This window comes from Mammaliicoccus sp. P-M59, from assembly GCF_022386135.1.
GTDB lineage: Bacteria > Bacillota > Bacilli > Staphylococcales > Staphylococcaceae > Mammaliicoccus > Mammaliicoccus sciuri_A.
Map to the genome: position 1 here is coordinate 24,125 of NZ_JAJNJJ010000002.1, position 19,362 is coordinate 43,486.

At 32.6% G+C, this 19,362-nt stretch carries 16 protein-coding genes; 3 read left to right on the plus strand and 13 right to left on the minus strand.

Going from position 1 to position 19,362, the window contains the following annotated elements; translation table 11 throughout:
- Window positions 1-41 precede the first annotated feature (41 nt).
- The 9 genes from LQ617_RS05235 to LQ617_RS05275 form a co-directional block, all read right to left on the minus strand.
- Window positions 42-1,223, minus strand: coding sequence for a spr1629 family repressor/antitoxin (locus LQ617_RS05235; RefSeq protein WP_037589191.1), 1,182 nt, complete (start codon window positions 1,221-1,223; stop codon window positions 42-44).
- A gap of 16 nt (window positions 1,224-1,239) precedes the next feature.
- Window positions 1,240-1,443: a hypothetical protein gene (locus LQ617_RS05240; RefSeq protein ID WP_239739813.1), complete on the minus strand. Its 204-nt coding sequence runs from the start codon at window positions 1,441-1,443 to the stop codon at window positions 1,240-1,242.
- A gap of 134 nt (window positions 1,444-1,577) precedes the next feature.
- On the minus strand, window positions 1,578-3,146 hold the full coding sequence (locus tag LQ617_RS05245; RefSeq protein WP_239739814.1) for a hypothetical protein: 1,569 nt from the start codon (window positions 3,144-3,146) through the stop codon (window positions 1,578-1,580).
- A 164-nt stretch (window positions 3,147-3,310) separates the two neighbouring features.
- Complete coding sequence (locus LQ617_RS05250) at window positions 3,311-4,618, minus strand: CitMHS family transporter (protein ID WP_037589187.1); 1,308 nt, start codon at window positions 4,616-4,618, stop codon at window positions 3,311-3,313.
- Window positions 4,619-4,768: 150 nt separating this feature from the next.
- Complete coding sequence (locus LQ617_RS05255) at window positions 4,769-6,013, minus strand: aminoacyltransferase (protein ID WP_126476564.1); 1,245 nt, start codon at window positions 6,011-6,013, stop codon at window positions 4,769-4,771.
- A gap of 168 nt (window positions 6,014-6,181) precedes the next feature.
- Window positions 6,182-6,694: a YfiT family bacillithiol transferase gene (locus tag LQ617_RS05260; RefSeq protein ID WP_058612126.1), complete on the minus strand. Its 513-nt coding sequence runs from the start codon at window positions 6,692-6,694 to the stop codon at window positions 6,182-6,184.
- Window positions 6,695-6,844: 150 nt separating this feature from the next.
- On the minus strand, window positions 6,845-9,181 hold the full coding sequence (locus tag LQ617_RS05265) for an immune inhibitor A domain-containing protein (protein WP_239739982.1): 2,337 nt from the start codon (window positions 9,179-9,181) through the stop codon (window positions 6,845-6,847).
- A 178-nt stretch (window positions 9,182-9,359) separates the two neighbouring features.
- Window positions 9,360-9,878, minus strand: a complete 519-nt coding sequence (locus tag LQ617_RS05270; RefSeq protein ID WP_037589185.1) for a transcription repressor NadR — start codon at window positions 9,876-9,878, stop codon at window positions 9,360-9,362.
- A 1-nt stretch (window position 9,879) separates the two neighbouring features.
- Window positions 9,880-10,971 (minus strand): cysteine desulfurase family protein, encoded by a 1,092-nt coding sequence (locus LQ617_RS05275; protein ID WP_239739815.1) that lies wholly within the window; start codon window positions 10,969-10,971, stop codon window positions 9,880-9,882.
- Window positions 10,972-11,059: 88 nt separating this feature from the next.
- Here LQ617_RS05275 and LQ617_RS05280 point away from each other — a divergent pair, with 88 nt between their 5' ends.
- From LQ617_RS05280 to nadA, 3 genes are read left to right on the plus strand one after another with little or no spacing between them, the layout of a single operon-like run.
- Window positions 11,060-12,634 (plus strand): L-aspartate oxidase, encoded by a 1,575-nt coding sequence (locus LQ617_RS05280; RefSeq protein ID WP_239739816.1) that lies wholly within the window; start codon window positions 11,060-11,062, stop codon window positions 12,632-12,634.
- Complete coding sequence (gene nadC / locus LQ617_RS05285; protein ID WP_037589181.1) at window positions 12,585-13,418, plus strand: carboxylating nicotinate-nucleotide diphosphorylase; 834 nt, start codon at window positions 12,585-12,587, stop codon at window positions 13,416-13,418. Before LQ617_RS05280 ends, nadC begins: the two co-directional genes overlap by 50 nt.
- The gene (gene nadA, locus LQ617_RS05290) at window positions 13,419-14,519 is read left to right on the plus strand and encodes a quinolinate synthase NadA (RefSeq protein WP_037589180.1); all 1,101 of its coding nucleotides are present in this window, start codon (window positions 13,419-13,421) and stop codon (window positions 14,517-14,519) included.
- A gap of 49 nt (window positions 14,520-14,568) precedes the next feature.
- Here nadA and fadH read toward each other — a convergent pair whose 3' ends face one another.
- The 4 genes from fadH to LQ617_RS05310 form a co-directional block, all read right to left on the minus strand.
- Entirely contained in the window at window positions 14,569-15,333 is a 765-nt protein-coding gene (fadH, locus tag LQ617_RS05295) for a 2,4-dienoyl-CoA reductase (protein WP_037589179.1), read from the minus strand.
- A gap of 185 nt (window positions 15,334-15,518) precedes the next feature.
- A complete protein-coding gene (locus LQ617_RS05300; protein ID WP_481816969.1) occupies window positions 15,519-16,424 on the minus strand; it encodes a hypothetical protein in 906 nt (301 codons plus the stop codon).
- Between the two features lie 160 nt (window positions 16,425-16,584).
- On the minus strand, window positions 16,585-17,658 hold the full coding sequence (locus LQ617_RS05305) for a YkvI family membrane protein (protein WP_239739818.1): 1,074 nt from the start codon (window positions 17,656-17,658) through the stop codon (window positions 16,585-16,587).
- Between the two features lie 12 nt (window positions 17,659-17,670).
- The gene (locus LQ617_RS05310) at window positions 17,671-19,008 is read right to left on the minus strand and encodes an aspartate aminotransferase family protein (RefSeq protein WP_204186194.1); all 1,338 of its coding nucleotides are present in this window, start codon (window positions 19,006-19,008) and stop codon (window positions 17,671-17,673) included.
- Window positions 19,009-19,362: the final 354 nt, after the last annotated feature.

Here is a 19,362-nt window from a genome sequence, read left to right on the forward strand (position 1 = left end):
TTCCATAATTTGTAAATAAATATTTTTTTAACTCCTATTTATTATTTAAATAAATGCGAGATGACATTACGTTCTTGATCTGATTCTGCGTCCATATATTTATCAATGAGTCGTGTATCTATATTTGCGATTTCATTTAAAAATTTTGGACTTACTTTTAAGTCATTTAATAAAAATTCTGGTGTCATAACCTTCTCTTTAAAGTAAAAATTTAATAAACTATTTATTTTAACTGGTTTAGGTAACTTGATTTCCTCATCAAGTGGCTCTTTTCGTCTATAACCCTTTTTATTTACAGATTCCCAAAAATATCTATTTTGAGTTTCAGTCAATAATCCTAAATAATAAGCTCTCAATTCTATAGATTGTATCGAAACAAACCACTTTTCTTTTAATATTTTCATATGATCTGGATTAGATTTTTTAGTAAGCTTATTAAAATCCTCTATAAACTCAGCTTCTGGTAATAAGAACTCAGCTGCAAAGATATTAGCTTCATTTTCTAATTGTTTATACTCCGCTTGTGACAAATTATCAAACTGAATATGTCTGTGTAAAAGTATATGACATAGTTCATGCGCTATATCAAAATTCCTTCTTACAGCTATGCCTTTATTATTACCTAATATAATATATGGTATTTCGCGATTTGACCAAAAACTAAATGCATCTGCATCATTATCAATATTTTTTTCAAATATCATGATGCCTGATTTTTCTAAATTAAATAATAAATGATTATTACTATAATTTCCTAATAATTTTTCCCTACTTATACTTGCACATTTTTTTATAATTTTAATACGATCTAAATCCTCTAATGATTCTATCAAGTCATCCAACTCATCAATTAATGCTTTTATTTCCATTAATGGTGATTTAACATATGCTAGTAAATAATTGGTTAAATTCGATACATAATTAGCCTGATAATGTTGTTTGTTTAATAACTTAGTAGATACCTTATAGCTTACAGCTCTGAACGCAATCGTTTGTTTTTCAACAGATTTTTCCTTAAGTATCTTAGGTTGATCACTTATAAAATAACTTGTTTGTACATTAAATAAGTTTGACAATTCATATATCTTATTAATTTCAGGCATCATATTTTTCACTTCATATTGCCATATAGCTTGCTCACTTACACTAACCTTTTCAGCAAGTTCTTTCCGGCTATAACCATTAAGTGTTCGCACACACTCAAGATTGCTACCTATAAACATTCGTTTCACCTATTCCTTAATCCTTATTAGATTCATCTTCATCTTCTTCTGTTATATGTCTATATACTTGATCCTCAATATGATTAGACTTTACATGAGCATAAGCATCACTAATATACATTTCATTTTCTTTCTCTTTTCTAACCTCAATATAATCCTTATATCCTGCAACAATACCTTTTACAATTGAATCCAATAAATTAGAATTAATAGAAATCATATTATCACCTCTTGAAGTTTAAAATAATTATCTTCAATATACACTATAAAAACTGTAAATTCAAAGCATTTTATAAAGTGATATAAGATGTTTTCTATTAAAATTAAAGTCATTACGTATTAATTCTCATTATTTTAAACAAAAACTACTTTTCGTTTACTCCGCTTCATTTTCCCGTTTTGATCTACAAATTGATAATTCGTGAGTACAGTATTTGTCGTTTTGACCAGTTTAATATTATTAATGGTTGAAACTTTCTCTGTAATGGCAAAAAAGTTAAACATATATTTATACTTGCCTGAATCGTTTTTAAATTTCATATATCTTTTTTTATTTTTATTTACTTTATATACCGCAACGACTCTGCCATCACAAGGATGTATGCCGATAATATAATTGACTTTTTTAGCTACTTTTTCACTGATTTCTAATCGTGTAACGATTTCTTTTTTTATAGTTTTTGAAGTTGTTGAATACGTTAATGATGCTGGTATGTTATTTTCTTTACTATCTATGCGCAACTTTACAATGAGTATGTTATAGTGCCCTAGTTCATTAATATCAATATATTGAATATCTGTATGATGTTGGATTGTATTGAAATCTCCATATATTTTTGCATTAATTTCATCGTTGTCCACTTGAAATCCATTTGTATAATTATACATTTGATTATAGGATACAACCCCTCCATAATTGACTGGACTAAATACTGTATATTGATTGAGCATTGTCTTTACAGTGATTTGTGCTTCTCTTTCTGTTATATCCGTCATAAATACGACTGGTGTGATATACGATGAATTTTCGATATATGCCTTTGATTGTTTGTGACTATTGATGATAGGAATCTTATCAATATCCTGTGCAGTCAAATTTCCTTGGTGATACCCTATGTATAAAAGCGCATTTTGTTCATTATCCAGTAGTCCATATACGTAATACTGACTAAATGCTTTAATATTCTCCATTTGCAGTAGTATTTCATTGTCTTTATCACTTTGAATATTAAGTTTCTCAGGTACTTTAAAATTTTCATATAATGTTTCTGAAAAATCATCTTCATACTTCTGATAATATAATGAATCAAATCTCTCTAATAGCTTTATCCCGGAATTTCGTACATATACAACTGACTTTCTCGTATGCTCATATAATTCACTTGCAAGTAAATTTTGTACATAAAGTGACCTTAAAATTTTCTGTGTATATTTATCTATATCTTTTACTTCGATAAAAATTTTTCCTTCATTAATTTCTTGTTCAAATGTTACTTTATGTTTAAAGTGCTTATAATCTCCTTTAGGAATTTTGACTAATATTTTACTTCTATGATGTGGTATAGATCTAACTGATTTTAGTACAAAATAATGATGATAACTAAAATAAGTCCAAGCCGCACTTTTTAAATATTGTTTGATGCTATTCATCATACTTTCCACATCTCTATAGCGATCATAATAAACGCTATAAAGTGACTTAAGTGTCCCTTTTCTTTTATGATCACTAATACGAAATGTAATCCATTGATGTGATTCTGTATTGAGCAATGTTACATAATACGAATGCTTATTACTTGAGAATGTTAAAGATAATAATATCTCATCCGGTTTCAGCAAATTTTTAATTTCTGTTTCAAGAATTTTTGAAAATTCTTTGCTATGTGTATTAACAAAATCTTTACCGTATAACATATAAACCATCCCTCGTTTTAAACAATTATATATTAAGATTTTATTATTTCTTTATTTATATATCATAGCAAAATTTTTATATTAAATGTATGAATATTTATACTTTATTCCATAAACAAACTCAGAAATCCATAAATTAGATTTCTGAGTTTGTTCAATCTTAGATCATTCTATTAAAACGAAATAACGCCTATTATCCCAGCAACAAATATCATAAATACTGAGGAACCTATTGCCCATTTCATAACAACTTTTTGGTTTGTACCATAATCTATGCCTAACATACCTACTAATAAATAACCGGCAGCGTATAGTGGACTTAATACGTGTAATGGTTGTCCGAGTATTGAAGCTCTTGCCATTTCAGCTTTTGCTACTCCGAATTGTTGGGCAGATTCTGCTAAGATTGGCAAAATACCATAATAAAATGGATCATTAGCCATAAAGTATGTGAATGGCATACTTAATATTGCGGTAATAAGTGCGAAATGATTACCCATTGATTCAGGAATAACATTTACTAATGCTTTTGCCATCTCATCTACCATTTCTGTACCATTCATAACCCCTGTGAAAATTCCAGAAGCAAACACTAAACCTACAACTGCTAATACATTCCCTGCATGACGTTTAATTAATTCAGATTGCACTTCAAGACTTGGATAATTGATTAGTAATGCAGTCGCAAAACCAATCATGAATAATACTGGAATTGGTAAGAAACCTGTAATCAATGCGATTAGTAATAATATAGTTAAAAGTGCATTAACAATAACAATTTTTGGTCTTAATAATGCTTTTTCATCTTCATCTGTACCGTTAGAATTATGCATTTCATCAAGTGTTAAACTTAAATGATTTTTAATACCGACTCTTCTTCTTTCTTTAACACCTAATACGTAAGCTGCAAATACAGCGAATAATATACCAGCTATCATTACTGGAATAATCGGTGTAAATACTTCTTCAGTCGTTAACTGTAGAGAAGAAATCGCTCTTGCAGTTGGACCACCCCATGGCGTCATATTCATAACACCAATAGATAGCAATGCTAACGTTGATAATATGTATAAATTCATGCCCATTTTCTTATATAGAGGAAGCATAGCCGTAACAGTAATAATAAACGTTGTCGTGCCATCTCCATCTAACGCAACTAGTGATGCTAAAGCAACTGTTCCAATTGTAATCTTAACTGGATCACCTTTAACAGCTTTCATAATTGCTTCAATAACAGGATTAAATAATCCTGCGTCAATCATAACCCCAAAGTATAAAATTGCGAATACGAGCATAATACCCGTTGGTGCCACTGTTAAAAGTCCATCCACCATATATTCGCCTAATTTAGAATAGAATCCCCCAATCAGTCCGAAAACTGTTGGCACTATAATTAATGCTGCTAAAGCTGACATCTTTTTGCTCATAATGAGAATCATAAAAATGATAACCATTATAAATCCAAGTATTGCCAAATTCATGTTGTAGTACCCCCTCTATTGTATTTTATAATTGTAAGCGTTTTTATAAATATTCGCAATAGACTATTTTAAAAATTTTCAGAATATTAATAACCTTATTCTAATATACAAAAAAACCGTCCAATTTTTGGACGGCTTCTTTGCTAGATTTTACGATCTATTCAAAAGTTTATATAATTTATAAAATACTGGTCGGATAGGCTTAATAAAATCACCAATTAATTCTTCTACATGCCCATTAAATCCACTTTTGAATTTAATAACACCCGCATCTTCTGCGTTTTCTGTAAAATCACCCGTAATACCATAAAAGTTATAACGGTCTATATGGTGTTCTTTAGCAAATTTAATCATTTCCCATTGAAGTTTGTATGCTCCCATAAATCTATTAAATTTAGGATTAGATCCGCTAGATAAATAGTACACTTCATGGTCATTATAAATATAGAGTGCTGCTGCTAAATTAAGTATGTCACCTTCTATACCTCTTAAAATTTCGCTTTCTTTTATTTTTCCTTCAATACTATTTAGCTTTTTCTCATTTTCTTGCTTTCTCGTCTTATTCTTTTTAGAATTTGGACTTTCTTTTAAAGCTTCTTCGATACTTGTTCTTTCTATATTTAATTTTTCTTTCTCAAAAATCAAATTACTAATATAATCATTCAAGTCTATATAAGCAAGCTTTATACATGATTTACCTTTGTACATTTCTAGCATTTTTTTGAAATACGCTTCATCTCTAAAAGAAAAGCCGTGTTTTTCTTCTGCCATTTGAAATAAACTGTAAAATAAACTCACTTCTGAAACTGGTAACTCTCGTACTTTCACACCCATCTCTTCAGTCTTCTTAATATTTCGTCTTGTCTTATATTCCATATCATTTAAGACGTCATCTAGAGATTTATTTTTAAGATCTAATACCGAAATCCACCTAATTTGTCGTTTATCTGAATAACCTATGCTATATCCTTCATGCTTGTAACCGAGTTTATCCAAATTATGAATCAAAGCCCGATTATTATTCGACTTCAAAATTTCTCCACTATGATTTCTAATATTCTCAATAACATATGGATCTACAAGTACAAATAAACAATTTCTTTTTCTTAAATATTTAGTTAAATTCTCAAAGAAAAAATTAACAAGCTCTATATTGTTATAATCCATTACCGGACCTCTATGACTATAGAAATATTTAAAGAACTTTAAAGACTGTGCTTCTGTTAATAAACATGCAGCAATGATATTTTGCTGACTGTCTTTTACCCCAACTAAATGACAGTCGGCATTTGTAAGATTTCGATAATTATATTGTTCAGCCGATTGCGTATAATGCGAAAAATGCCCCTTCACAAATAAATCAAATTCCTCAACTTCCAAATTTACAAATTCCACAACAAATCCCCCCATAATTGTATATCTACTTACAATAATACACCAATTATGGAATTAAATGTAACTTATAATAAGATTATTCCACTTTAATATGTTTGATAAAAAAATCTAAACACTATTGTATTTTATATAAAAAACCGCCCAAATATTATTTGGGCGGTAATGTGATTAATTATTTAAAGCTAATTTAATATGTGCTAAATGATGTTCTTCATGCCATGATAATTTCGCGATTTTAAAAGCTACTGTTGTTTCACCATTATCTTCATGAATGAATGCGCGTTTCAGCTGTTCTTCAGACAAACTTCGTCCTACTGCAACAATCCGTTCGTTTATACCTTCTAACATTCTAAGAGAACATTCGATAGGTAATTCATTATCTGGTAATTCAATCCATTTTTCTTGATCAAATCCAACTATTGTCGGCTTTCTATCATCGGTTAAAGCAATCTTCAAACGTTGATACATATTCAATTGAGAATCGGCTATATGATGGACAAGCTGTCTAACTGTCCAACTACCTTCTCTATACTTTTTCTTTAATGCTTCGTCGTTTAATCCATCAACAACTTTTCTTAATCGATTTGCGTAGTTACCAATCTCATCTAACCACTGATTAATATCATTCATTGTTACTTTTTCAGGTAATTCTAATTCTCCAATCGGAAATCTTACATCCACAATAATCACCCTTTTCATTAGATTAAATTCATCTTTATTATAGGTTATATTTACGTTAAATGAAAATTAAACAGGACGCCTCGTAAAGTAATTGATTAATTTTCAAAAAAACAGGAACACCCATTGGCGTTCCTGTCATAAGATTCATATTTATTTTGTAATTTTCACTTTACCGACTGAGTTATCTTTACTTTTGGCTGACACTTCAAATTTCAGGCCATGATTCGGTAATAATACACCTGCATCTTTTTGTCCTTGGTTTGAGTAATCTTGACTATCATCGAATACAGGATTTTTCTTCGTTTTATTATCATGAAGTTTATAGCCGTCTTCGTTTTTCAATTTTAATTTAGGTTGGTGATCTAAACTGAATGCTGCGTCTCTAATTTGGAATTGTGTTGTTGCTGGATCATCAGCTACACCTTTTTTCTTCCAATTCAATGCATTTTGGTCAGCATCTACAACGCTTATGAAACCTTGTCCTTGGTGTGAACTTACGTTGTTATCTGAGAAACTCTTATCAACGTACCAAACTGTTAAACCTTTGTTGTAAGACATTGTTCCGCCACCGCGTTTAATGTGTTGTAATCCTTTATCTGGTCCTGTAAAGTTTCTCCATTGTAATAAATAGTAGTTCTCATCATATCTATTGCCATCACTTTGTTCAAAGCCTTGTAAATCAAATTTCGCTTTATTTTCTGCATTATCACTGAAGATTTTTTGTCCATCTTCTGAAGTTACTCTAACTTTATCGACAAACCAACCTGGGTTTGTTTCAAATTTATCTGTTACATATAAGAATCTTAATTTCACTTTTTTGCCATCGTATTTTGATAAATCAAATTTAGCATTTACATATCCTTCAGACTGACCATCAATACCATTGCCTTGGTTCTGACCACTCTCTGATGGATCATCATTGTTCGTAATATTACCTGCTACGTTTTCCCAATTTTGACCATCGTCTGTAGATACTTGAACATAACCATAGTCAAATCCTTGTTCTATATCATACCAAGTCTTAAATTTTAACTTACTTGATTTAGCAGAACTTAAATCTAAATCTGTTTCCATTGAATATTGTGAATCATCATCTGCGCCACTCCAGTATGCTTTCTTACCTTGAAATGGCTTTTGAATTAATGTGGATTTATCAGGGAGTTTAACTTTAATTGCATCATTGTTTGTTCCTTTAGTAGACGCTTCATCTATAAGTTCTGACGTTTCACCTTTAAATTCAGATGCATTGATTTCATTACCTGTTTGCCAATTACCACCATGTAATTGTTGAAGGATTTCTTTCATGTATGGATCAAATCCAGTCGGTTCAGTACCTGGAACAGTACCTGCCCAACTACCTGATGACATAATAGACCAGAATGAAACAGGTTCTCCTTTACCTGAATACTCGGTATCATATTCATCTGGTAATCCTAAATCGTGTCCAAATTCATGAGAGAACACACCGGCTGCTCCATCTTCAGGTTGAACTGTGTAATCAATTGCTGCTAATTTCCCATCAAATTGATCAAGCCCAGAATCAGTGCCTGGAATTGTATAAGGTTCACCTTTATCATCAATATCAAGTGACCATCTATGTGACCAAATAGCATCTGTTCCTAATTTACCGCCACCTGATTCTTCACCAGGTCCTGCATGTACAATCATAATGTGATCAATGATACCATCTTTCTCATCATAAACACCGTCACCATCAATATCATCACGATCCCATTGGTCATAATCGCTTAAATTAATATCTGGATCTTTCGCTGCTTGTTCTAACGCTTCTTTAATCAATTCTTTCGGTTTACCATCGCTGCCACTCTCGTCTGGCACATTTCCACCATAATAACTTGCAGGGTGTTTAGCTTTATACCAACCATGCACTTTTCCATCTATATCATAACTACCGCCAGATTGGTTTTTGTAATACTGTTTCATACTCATTAAATTCTCGCCATTTGGACCTTTATAGCCATTTTCTCCAAATACCATATCTTGAAAATGCGAAACTGGATAATCATCATAGTACATATCTGTTTCATCTTTCGTAATCGAACTATGTGGATAATCTGGAAATTCCATCGCTAATACTAACACTTTATCTTGTCGTACTTTACCTTTATATTTTTCTTCTTCAACATTATCAACACGTTTACCGTTGTTTTTCTTTTTATACATTTCTTTTTGATTCTTATTTAATGGTTCTAAACGCTTACCATTGTTCCCCTTGTTATACTTCTTATCAAAAAGTCCTTTATTCGGTATGTATTTTTGATGATATTGTTCACCTTTGCCATCCATATACTCTCTGATTTTTTCATTTTTCTGTTCAGGTGTTTCAGTTGATTCAATGACGCCTTCTTTTTCTAATGTTTCGAGTAACCTGTCTTCATTTGGTGCGACACTATTTGCAGATGCTTGAGTAGCAAATGCAGGTAGTGCAATTAGAGCACTCAATGAAGCAACTGATAACTTTTTCATAAATAAATTCACTTTAAAAAATCCCCCTTATCTATCTAATCTATATACATTATATACATATTCCCATAAAATAGTAGTAAGAATTCAAAAAATTCTAATTTTTCTTTTTAATATATCTAAATAATTTACCTCCGTATAATTTTACTTTATGAAAAATTATACGGAGGTATATTGTTAGTTATTCTATAATAAAATGATGTTCTTTCAAGTCCCTTACAGCATTGTCTAAAATCTTTTCAGTGTGTGCAGAAATTGTATGTAAATGAAGGTTATCTGTTAAATGTGCTAACATTTGTCCTTCAAACTTTTCCATTTCGCTTATAAATTTAGATAAGTCTTCGTACGTTTCAATCATTAAATCCGCTTTAATACTGCCATATACAGGATGATCAATTGCAACATCATCAATCATTGCCCCGTTATCCAATATAAGCTTTAACTCTTCTTCCATTCGGTCATTATCATGTTGGCAAACAATGACACGTTTATATCTTTTACCGCATTGTACATTATTAACAACATAACCACGACTTGTTGAATCAATATTATAATTTTGTGATTTCAATATAGAAATATCTTTCACAATAATCTGTCTCGAAACATCAAATTGTTGACTCAGTTGTTTACCGCTAATCGGTTCATCTGAAGATTCGAGTAATTGTAAAATTTGTTCTCTTCTTTTAAAAGGGTTATTCATTTCACTGATCTCCTCTTATAGCTGTTTTTAAATGGTGCAAACAAGTATCTATGTCATTTCTAGTCGTAAATTTTCCAATAGATAAACGTATATATTGGTCATACGTTTTCTCAAGTATTGAATCTATTTTAACTTGTAAACCACTACTTAACAATGCGCCATGACCACATGCAGTGCCTGTTGAAACACATATATTTCTATTCGACAAATATTGCATAATATATTGTCCTTCATATATCGGTGTTAATACTGCAATAATATGTGGTGCTTGCGCTTTGTAAACAATAGGTGTAAATGATAAGTCACTTAATTGTTCGATGAAGTATTGTTGTAAAGTATGCATCTCGTCAATACTAGGTGTTATTGATAATGCTTTTGTCATCGCGATAATACTTGGTGAATCTATTGTACCATTTTGTGTATACATTTCATGAAAATAATGTTGATTTAACGGCTTTACATATTCATGATTCATCATTAACACACCCGAACCTTTTGTACCGTGAAACTTATGTCCTGAAAAAGCGTATGAACTGAACAATTTTACATTAATATCATTTAATTTATGAACTGCTTGTACGCCATCAACATGCATTGGAATATTGTAATCCTGTGCAATTTGACTCAATGCTTCAACAGGTAATATGTATCCAGTCTCAGAATTAACATGTTGTGCAATGATGAGCACGACATCATCTGTCATGAAGTCAGTCGTATGTTCTAAATCTATTTCTCCATTATTGTCTAAAGGCAACATAATCATTTCAAATTTATCTTGATAAACTTCTAAAGCGGCATGTATAGAGGGATGTTCATAAGGTGAAACGAGTACTTTACCGGCCTCCATCTCTTTCAAAAAACTATGTATCGCAATTTCATTTGCATGAGAACCGCTTCTTGTATAAATCACTTCTTTATCTGTTGAAAAGTAATCCTTTATAAATTGTTTACACTCATCCAATAACTGTCTAGTATGTATACCACCTATATGTAAACTTTCGCTATTGTAATATGCTTCGCGCTGTATATCTTGATAGACATCCATCACTTGGCTATCAATCCTCGTAGTTGATGCATTATCTAAATAAATCAATTATAATCCCCCTCTTGTTATTTACGTTTCATTGTGTCAATATATTGTATATAAAATGATAACATATATGTAAAGTAAGGTGTAAACTTTGAGAAAAGTCATTGTAGTAGGTTCTGGCATCGCTGCATTAGCAGCTATACAGTCATTTAATGAGCAAACTGAAATTTATTGCATTACGAAAGATAAACTAAATCAACATAACAGTTCACTAGCTCAAGGCGGGATTTGTTGTTCTCAATACGAACATGACAATGGCCATGCGCATATTGTAGATACATATAAAGCTGGTAATGAACTTGGAGATATTGATGTCATACAATCCATCATCCAACATAGTCATTGTTATATCGAGCAACTCATTCAAAATGGATTGAATTTTGATACAGTTACAAATCAACAAGATTTAGATTTCGCGATGGAAGGTGCGCACACTCGACCACGCATATTACATATTGGTGGAGATCAAACGGGTAAATATTTAACGCACCATTTGATGAATCAATTATCATCCAAGCATATTAAGATTTATGAAGAAACTGAAGTAATCGATTTGTTGAAAGATACAGAACATGCTGTTTGTGGTGTACGTGCACTTGATAAACATGGACAACAACTTGATATCATAGCCCATGATGTCATTTTGGCTACAGGTGGTTACAGCAATTTATTCCCTACGCATTCCAGTGCGTCCAGTTCAATAAGTTCAGGTCATGTTATCGCGCATCATCACGGCATTCCGTTAAGACATATGGAAATGATTCAATTTCATCCCACTTTACTCGGTAAGCCCGGACAAACATACGGTTTAGTTTCTGAAGCAGTAAGAGGTCATGGTGGTATTTTAGTCAATAGCCTTGGGGATCACTTTATGAAAGATAAGCATCCTTTAGGCAGTCTCGCTCCTAGAGATGTGACAAGTAGAGCCATCTTTCAGCAACAACAACTTGGTCATCAATGCTTTATCAATATTGAACAGGTTGAAGCATTTTCTAATAGATTTCCAACGATTTATCAAAATGTCATTGAACATTTTCCAGATGAATATGCGCATCATCTCATTCCAATTACACCTGGTGCTCACTATACAATGGGTGGCGTAAAAACAGATATTTATGGTCGAACGAACTTGAGACATTTTTACGTTATAGGAGAAGCGAGTAATACGAATTTTCATGGCGCAAATCGTCTAGCCAGTAATTCCTTACTTGAAGCACTTGTTATGGGACACCTTTGTGGAGAAGCTATTCATCAATCTGAAATAAGAGATATTCATGTTAGTGAATCTGAGCAACGACTGATTCCTAAAATAAGTGATGAAGACTTACAAGGTCTTCGTCAACAAACTTTTAAAGTGTTAGGTATAGAGCGTAATGGTCCAGACATCACAGCTTACTTAAATTCAATACAAGATTGTCTAAGCAATGCGATGACTTTAGCTGAATGGACTCAATCAGATTGGCAGAAATATATAGAAGTAAAGACTTTAGAAATGATCTCAATATCAGCTTTAAGTCGTTCAGAATCACGCGGTGTCCACTACAGATTAGATTATCCAAATACTGAACCAACACTACAACATACTGATATCGAAATACTAATGGAGGATTCAATTCATGCTAAACAAGTTATACGTCCAAGAAAAACTCAAACAATTTTACCTTGAAGATAACCATTATGGTGATTTATCTTCAAGCTTATTCGATGCCACTCAACAAGGTACATTAACACTTTTAAGTAAATCAGAAGGCATATTTTGTGGTGAAATGATCATTCAAGAAAGTTTCAAACTGATTGATGATGCTATAACCACCACTTTGTTCGTTCAAGACGGTACATTCATAGAGAAGGGTCAGAAGCTCGCTGTTATTGAAGGTAGCATTTCGACACTCCTGACGATGGAACGCATCACTTTAAATTTAATTCAAAGAATGTCCGGTATCGCTACAGCTACACATGAAATCGTCCAAAAAGTTCAGCATACAAACGTCAAAATTGTAGATACGAGAAAGACAACGCCAGGATTAGGTATGTTCGAGAAACATTCAGTATTTATTGGTGGTGGCTATAATCACCGTCGAACGCTTAATGACGGATTAATGTTAAAAGATAACCATATCAGTTTCAGTCCATCGATTCGCGAACTTGTTGCTAAAGCTAAACAACATATCGGACCAATGGATAAAATTGAAATAGAAATTGAAGATGAACATAGTTTAGAGGAAGCCATTTTATCCAATGTGGATATCATTATGTTTGATAATTGCAAACCAGAATGGATAAAGGCACATATCGCGAAAGTGCCTGGACATATACAAACTGAAGCATCCGGTAACATCAATATTAAAAATGTCGTCGATTACGCTGAAACGGGTGTCGATTATATTTCTATAGGTTCGTTATTTTATGAGCAACATGCATTAGATATCTCTGCAAAGGTGGTTATATAAATGTTTAATCTTACAATTGAGAATGCCCAATCTATTCCTGAAAAGTACATTAAAATGTCTCATCAAGAACTTGAAGACAAAATTAAATCCATTAAAGCTTCATTAGGTGATCGTTTATTTATGCCAACGCATCACTATCAAAAAAATGAAGTTGCTCAATTTGCTGATATTATGGGAGATTCTCTTGAACTTGCACGTATTTGTAAAGAGAATACAAAGGCTCAATATTTTGTCTTTAATGGTGTGCATTTTATGGCTGAAACTGCCGACATCTTGACTGATGATAATCAAGATATTTACTTACCTGATTTATCTGCAGGTTGCTCTATGGCAGATATGGCAAATATTGAACAAGCGCTCCATGGCTATGATATATTAACGAATCGTTTAGGTGATAATATTCTCCCGCTTACTTATGTGAACTCGACTGCTGCGATCAAAAAATTCGTCGGAGAAAATGGTGGTTCTTGTGTGACAAGCGGTAATGCTGACAGCGTGATTCAATGGGCTTTAGATCAAGATAAACGTATATTATTTTTACCTGATCAACATTTAGGTCGTAATACAGCTTATAAATTAGGTATTAAACTTGAGGAAATGGCCGTCTGGGATCCAATACAAAAGAAACTAGACTTCGACGGTCGTGATGAAGATATTAGAATCATCTTATGGAAGGGACATTGTTCTGTTCATGAAAAGTTCTACCCCATTCACATTGAACAAGCGCGAAAAAAAGATCCAGACGTGAATGTTATTGTACATCCAGAGTGTCAATTTGATATTGTACAAATGGCAGACTATGCAGGTTCAACTAAATATATAATCGACAAAATAAAAAATGCGGCGAAAGGTTCTCATTGGGTGATTGGTACTGAGATGAACCTCGTACAACGTTTAAAAGAGACTTATACAGATATTACAATTGAATCACTTAATCCACTTATGTGTTCATGCTTAACTATGAATAGAATTGACTTACCTCATCTCGCATGGTGCTTAGATAAAATCATTGCCGGAGATCGATCAAATATTATTAAAGTAGATAAAGAAACATCGCATTTTGCGAAACAATCATTAGAACGCATGTTAAGTATCGTATAAAAAATAACCTTTCACCTACAATATAATCGAGGTGAAAGGTTATTTAATATTAAAATGGATTTCGATTGAGCCACTGACCGCCATCCATTGTGATACAATCGCCATTGATATAAGCCGCTTCATCTGAGAATAGAAATCTTGCTAATCCTGCAATTTCTTCAGGTTGACCCATTCTACCTACAGGAACACTATCTAATGTTTGTTGTCTGGCATCTTCAGATAACGTTAACTTCTTAGCACCACCTGTATTATCAATTGGTCCAGGTGCAATCGCATTAACCGTAATTCCGTATTTAGTTCCCCATTCAACTGCTAATGTTCTCGTCATAGCAAGTACACCTGCTTTGGCACTTGCTGAATGTATCACACCAGCACCAGCTGTCCAAGAATATGTTGCTACAATATTCAATATACGTCCTTTATGACCACTCTTAATCCATTCTTTACCTACTGCTTGCGAACAATAGAAAGTCCCATTTAACACAATATCTATAACTGAATTCCAACCGTTATACGATAAATCTTCTGCTGCACAAATGAAATTTCCTGCTGCATTATTGACTAATCCGTCTATTTTACCAAATGTTTTAATTGTTTCATCAACAGTATACTGAACACGTTCTGGATCACGTACGTCCATATCAATACATAATACTTGTCCTTCTTCTTGTTCCATATCCTTTTTCGCTTCTTCAAGTCTTTCAAGTGAGCGTCCAGTTATGACAACTTTTGCACCATCTGCTGCAAATCTCGTTGCCATCGCTTTACCCATACCACTGCTACCACCCGTTACAATGATCACTTTATCCTTCATATATATTCTCCTCATATTTACTATATTAAAATACTTGTATTTAGTAAGCGCTTACATATAGTGTACAATAAGTTGCAATAAAGGACAATTAAACAGAAGTTATACGCTACATCAAGCTTTAAAAACATTTATTAGTATAATAAATAGACCTTTGAACTTTATAAGCTCAAAGGTCTTTCAATATATTAATATCCTGAACCAACTTCTTCTCCATTTTCATCATACTCAGTCACTTTACCATCATCATCTATAATATAAGAACCTGCTAAATTGCCATCTTTATCTTCAAATGAGAAGCCCCATTTACCTTCGTCTGTCTTCTCAGGTTCTTTATACGTATACTTATCTGTATCTAACAGTGAACCTTCATATGATTCTACTTTATCAATAACATTGTCACGTGTTACTTTTTCAGAACTACTGTCATCATCTGAATCAGAACCATCATTCATAGAAGTTGATCCATTAAACATTTTCACAGTTTTTGCTATTTGTTCATCAGACGCATCATAAAGCTTAACGACTTTCGGATTATTTAAAATCTTTTCAGACTCTTGTTGAGAGTACTCATTATCTTCTAACCATCTTCTATCTTGGAAATGTGAAGGTACGTTATAAATAGAAATCGTACCATCTCCATTATTCTTATACACAACTTGTCCAGCAGCAGTAGGTGAACCTGCTAAAAGATACATACCTTTAGGATATTTCACAGTATTTGCTTTATTATATGGATTCAAATACTCACCCTCAAGATTATGAAATTGAAGATCTGCATTCATTTCACTTTCATCCATATTTCGATAGCTCGGTAAAGCCGTTAACCATACTTTCGCATAATATTCATCTCTATTCGTATTCTCGTTAGAAGTGTTGTTGTCTTGATTGGATTCATGATGATTACCATCATTAGATTCATCTTTATTCGAGTTATTATTTTCTGAACCATTAGACTGATTATCCTGTGATTCACTCTTTTGTGCATTTTCAGATGACTTGTCATCATTTGAATCTCCACCAATACTAATCGTACAACCACTCAACAACACAACCGACATAAGTACAAGACCAGAGAACAGTTGCTTCTTCAAAAGAATCACTCCTTTATTAATTTATAATATATTCGCTAAATAATTTAAAATAAGTTATATACATGTTCTTTACTATTGTAACAAATACGTTGTAAATTGAAATGTATACGGAGATATTTCACTTAAAAGAATGTGTTCCCAAAAGCCTTTTTATTTATGATTAAGCCTTCTTAAATTTATTAAATGCTGTATGTGCAATAATGATGACTGTAATCAATATTCCTACATATCCTACAAATGGATAAATGGTTGCAACTAATGAACCAAATGGCAATGTACCCCCTAGTATAAAGATAATGCCTAATACAATTGTAACGATGATATCAAATCTATTATTGATATAGCGCATCACTTCATTTTTAACGAGCCAATACATTGGCGCGGTTGTTGAGAATATACCTAAAACAATACAAATTGCGAAGAAGAGCGCAACGATTGCATGGATTGTACCACCTATATACAATACTGGCACTTCTAATTTAATGACATCATTATAATAAACGAGCATCGCAACAACCATCATAATAACCGTTAACATTAAACCAGATCCTCCACAAATTGCAGCAGCCACCGCTTCTTTTTTACTATTTGCTTCACTACCTAATTGTGTGAAAAATACTGTACCTGCTAGCATGTTATAACAGAAGAAGAGTATTGCCGATTGCCAAAAATGACTAGTCGGTTGTAAGTCTTTAGCTGCTTGAGGTAAATGATCAAATGATGGCAGGTTACCAACTTGTGTAATAAACACATATCCACATATAAAGACAGTTAATACAACGATGACAGGACCGATTAAACCAATAATATCAATCAATTTATTTAATCCTAGAATAACTGTAATCATTGCTAGTATGCCCATTCCTAAAAATCCTACAGAAGAAGGTAATTTGAAATGTTCAGATACAACTGCCCCTGTACCAGAAATCATAATCACCACAATACTAAATATGAATAATAAAGCGAAATACTCTATAATTCTCCCGAAAAAGTTACCACAATAAACTTTAAAAATATCGCCAGGCTGACTTAATTTCAACTCGTGACCTTTAACCATAATCATAGAACCTAATAAGCAAAATAGTACTGCAGAAATCAATGCACCAACTATCCCTACTGGTCCATATGACGCAAAAAATTGCATAACTTCCTGACCTGTTGCAAACCCAGAACCAATTAAATAAGCTATATATGCACCACTTAATTTAATAACATTTTTCCAACTGAATCCCATCTATATCACTCCTTACCATCCTTGGCCTTCGACCTTGTAATTGTTAAGTTGTCCTCGTTCTAATTCTTCAATTGTTTCTTCTAATATATTTAATGCTGTATTTAATTCTTCATCCGTAATCACTAATGGTGGTTGGAATCTGAGCACACTACCTGCTATAGCGATAATGACTACACCACGGTCAAAGCATCTATTACAAATTTTTAATGCGGCTTCAGAATCCTTTGTCTTGGATGATTTATCAGAAACAATATCAATTCCGATTGATAACCCTTTGCCACGTACATCTCCTACACAATCAAATCTTGTTGCCCATTCTTTCATGCGCTTTTTGGCAACTGCACCTTTTCTTTCAGTTTCTTGAATTAATTGCTCTTCTTCTAAAATTTCAATCGTGGCAAGTGCCGCCTCACAACAAACTGGATTAGCACCTGTTGTAAATAAGTGAGCTGGTGCATCCAGTGCTTCCATAATCTCTTTTCGACCTACAATGGCTGACATCGGCATACCACCTGCAATTGATTTGCCATAAGCAATAAGATCCGCTTCAATATTAAAATGTTCAATTGAACTAAACTTACCGGTGCGACCAAATCCTTGTTGAATATCATCTAAAGCAATTAAAATACCATGTTCTTTACACAAATCAGACAATGCTTCAAAATATCCTGGCACTGGCTCTAACAAACCGCCATCCCCTTGAAATGTTTCAATCATAATACAAGCTACTTCTTCTGGAGGCACATATTTTTCAAACATTTCTTTCAAAGGTGCAAGATATCCTTCAACAGTCTTCGGTTCATTTTCTTTGTACATACCACGGTAATTATCCGGATAAGGAATATGATAGAACCCTGGTAATAATGGACCAATTTTACGTCTCATATTCAAAGAAATAGTTGAAGCTGTAATCGAACCATATGTAGATCCATGATATGCATTTTCAAAACTAATAATATATGGACGTCCCGTATAGCCTCTTGCAAATTTAATCATTCCATCACAAGCATCAGAACCAGTTAAACCAAACAGAACTTGTTTCTCAAAATTACCTGGAGATAATTTACATAGCTTTTCAGATAACTTTGTAAGTGGTTCATGGTGCATATACGCTGGTGTGTAATGAACCATTTTAGAAGCCTGTCTTTGAATAGCTTCAACTACTTTTTTAGGCGTATGTCCTACATTTTGTGAACTAGCACTCGATAATAAATCAATATATTTCTTTCCTTCTACATCAATCAAAGTTGAGCCATGAGCTTCTTCAATGACTAATGGATAATAAGGAATACGCCCAGCTTTAGCAAAATATTGTTTATCCCTATTCATAACATCTTGTACTTTTCCCACAAAAATTCCCCTTTCCTTAAATAAAAATTCTTATTATTTAAGCATATTATCAATTAGAAACATCAAAGTAAATAAACATTTCGGAATTTTCTGACTTTTGTGTTAAAAAAAGGAGTAAATATACAATTTCAGCCACTTTAACATTACTTTTTCTTTTGAATAGTTATGTTTCCGAACTGTTTAAATCTCTTCACATTCCCTAAGTGACGGGTTTTTGTGCATATTTGTACGTTGTTTTTTAATTGATTGACAGTTATGTATGATTTTTTGCTTTATAGGGAATTTTTAACATAAATGGGTTAAGTTTATTTATACTTAATGTATCTTAAAAGGAAAGAGGTTTTGCAAATGGAT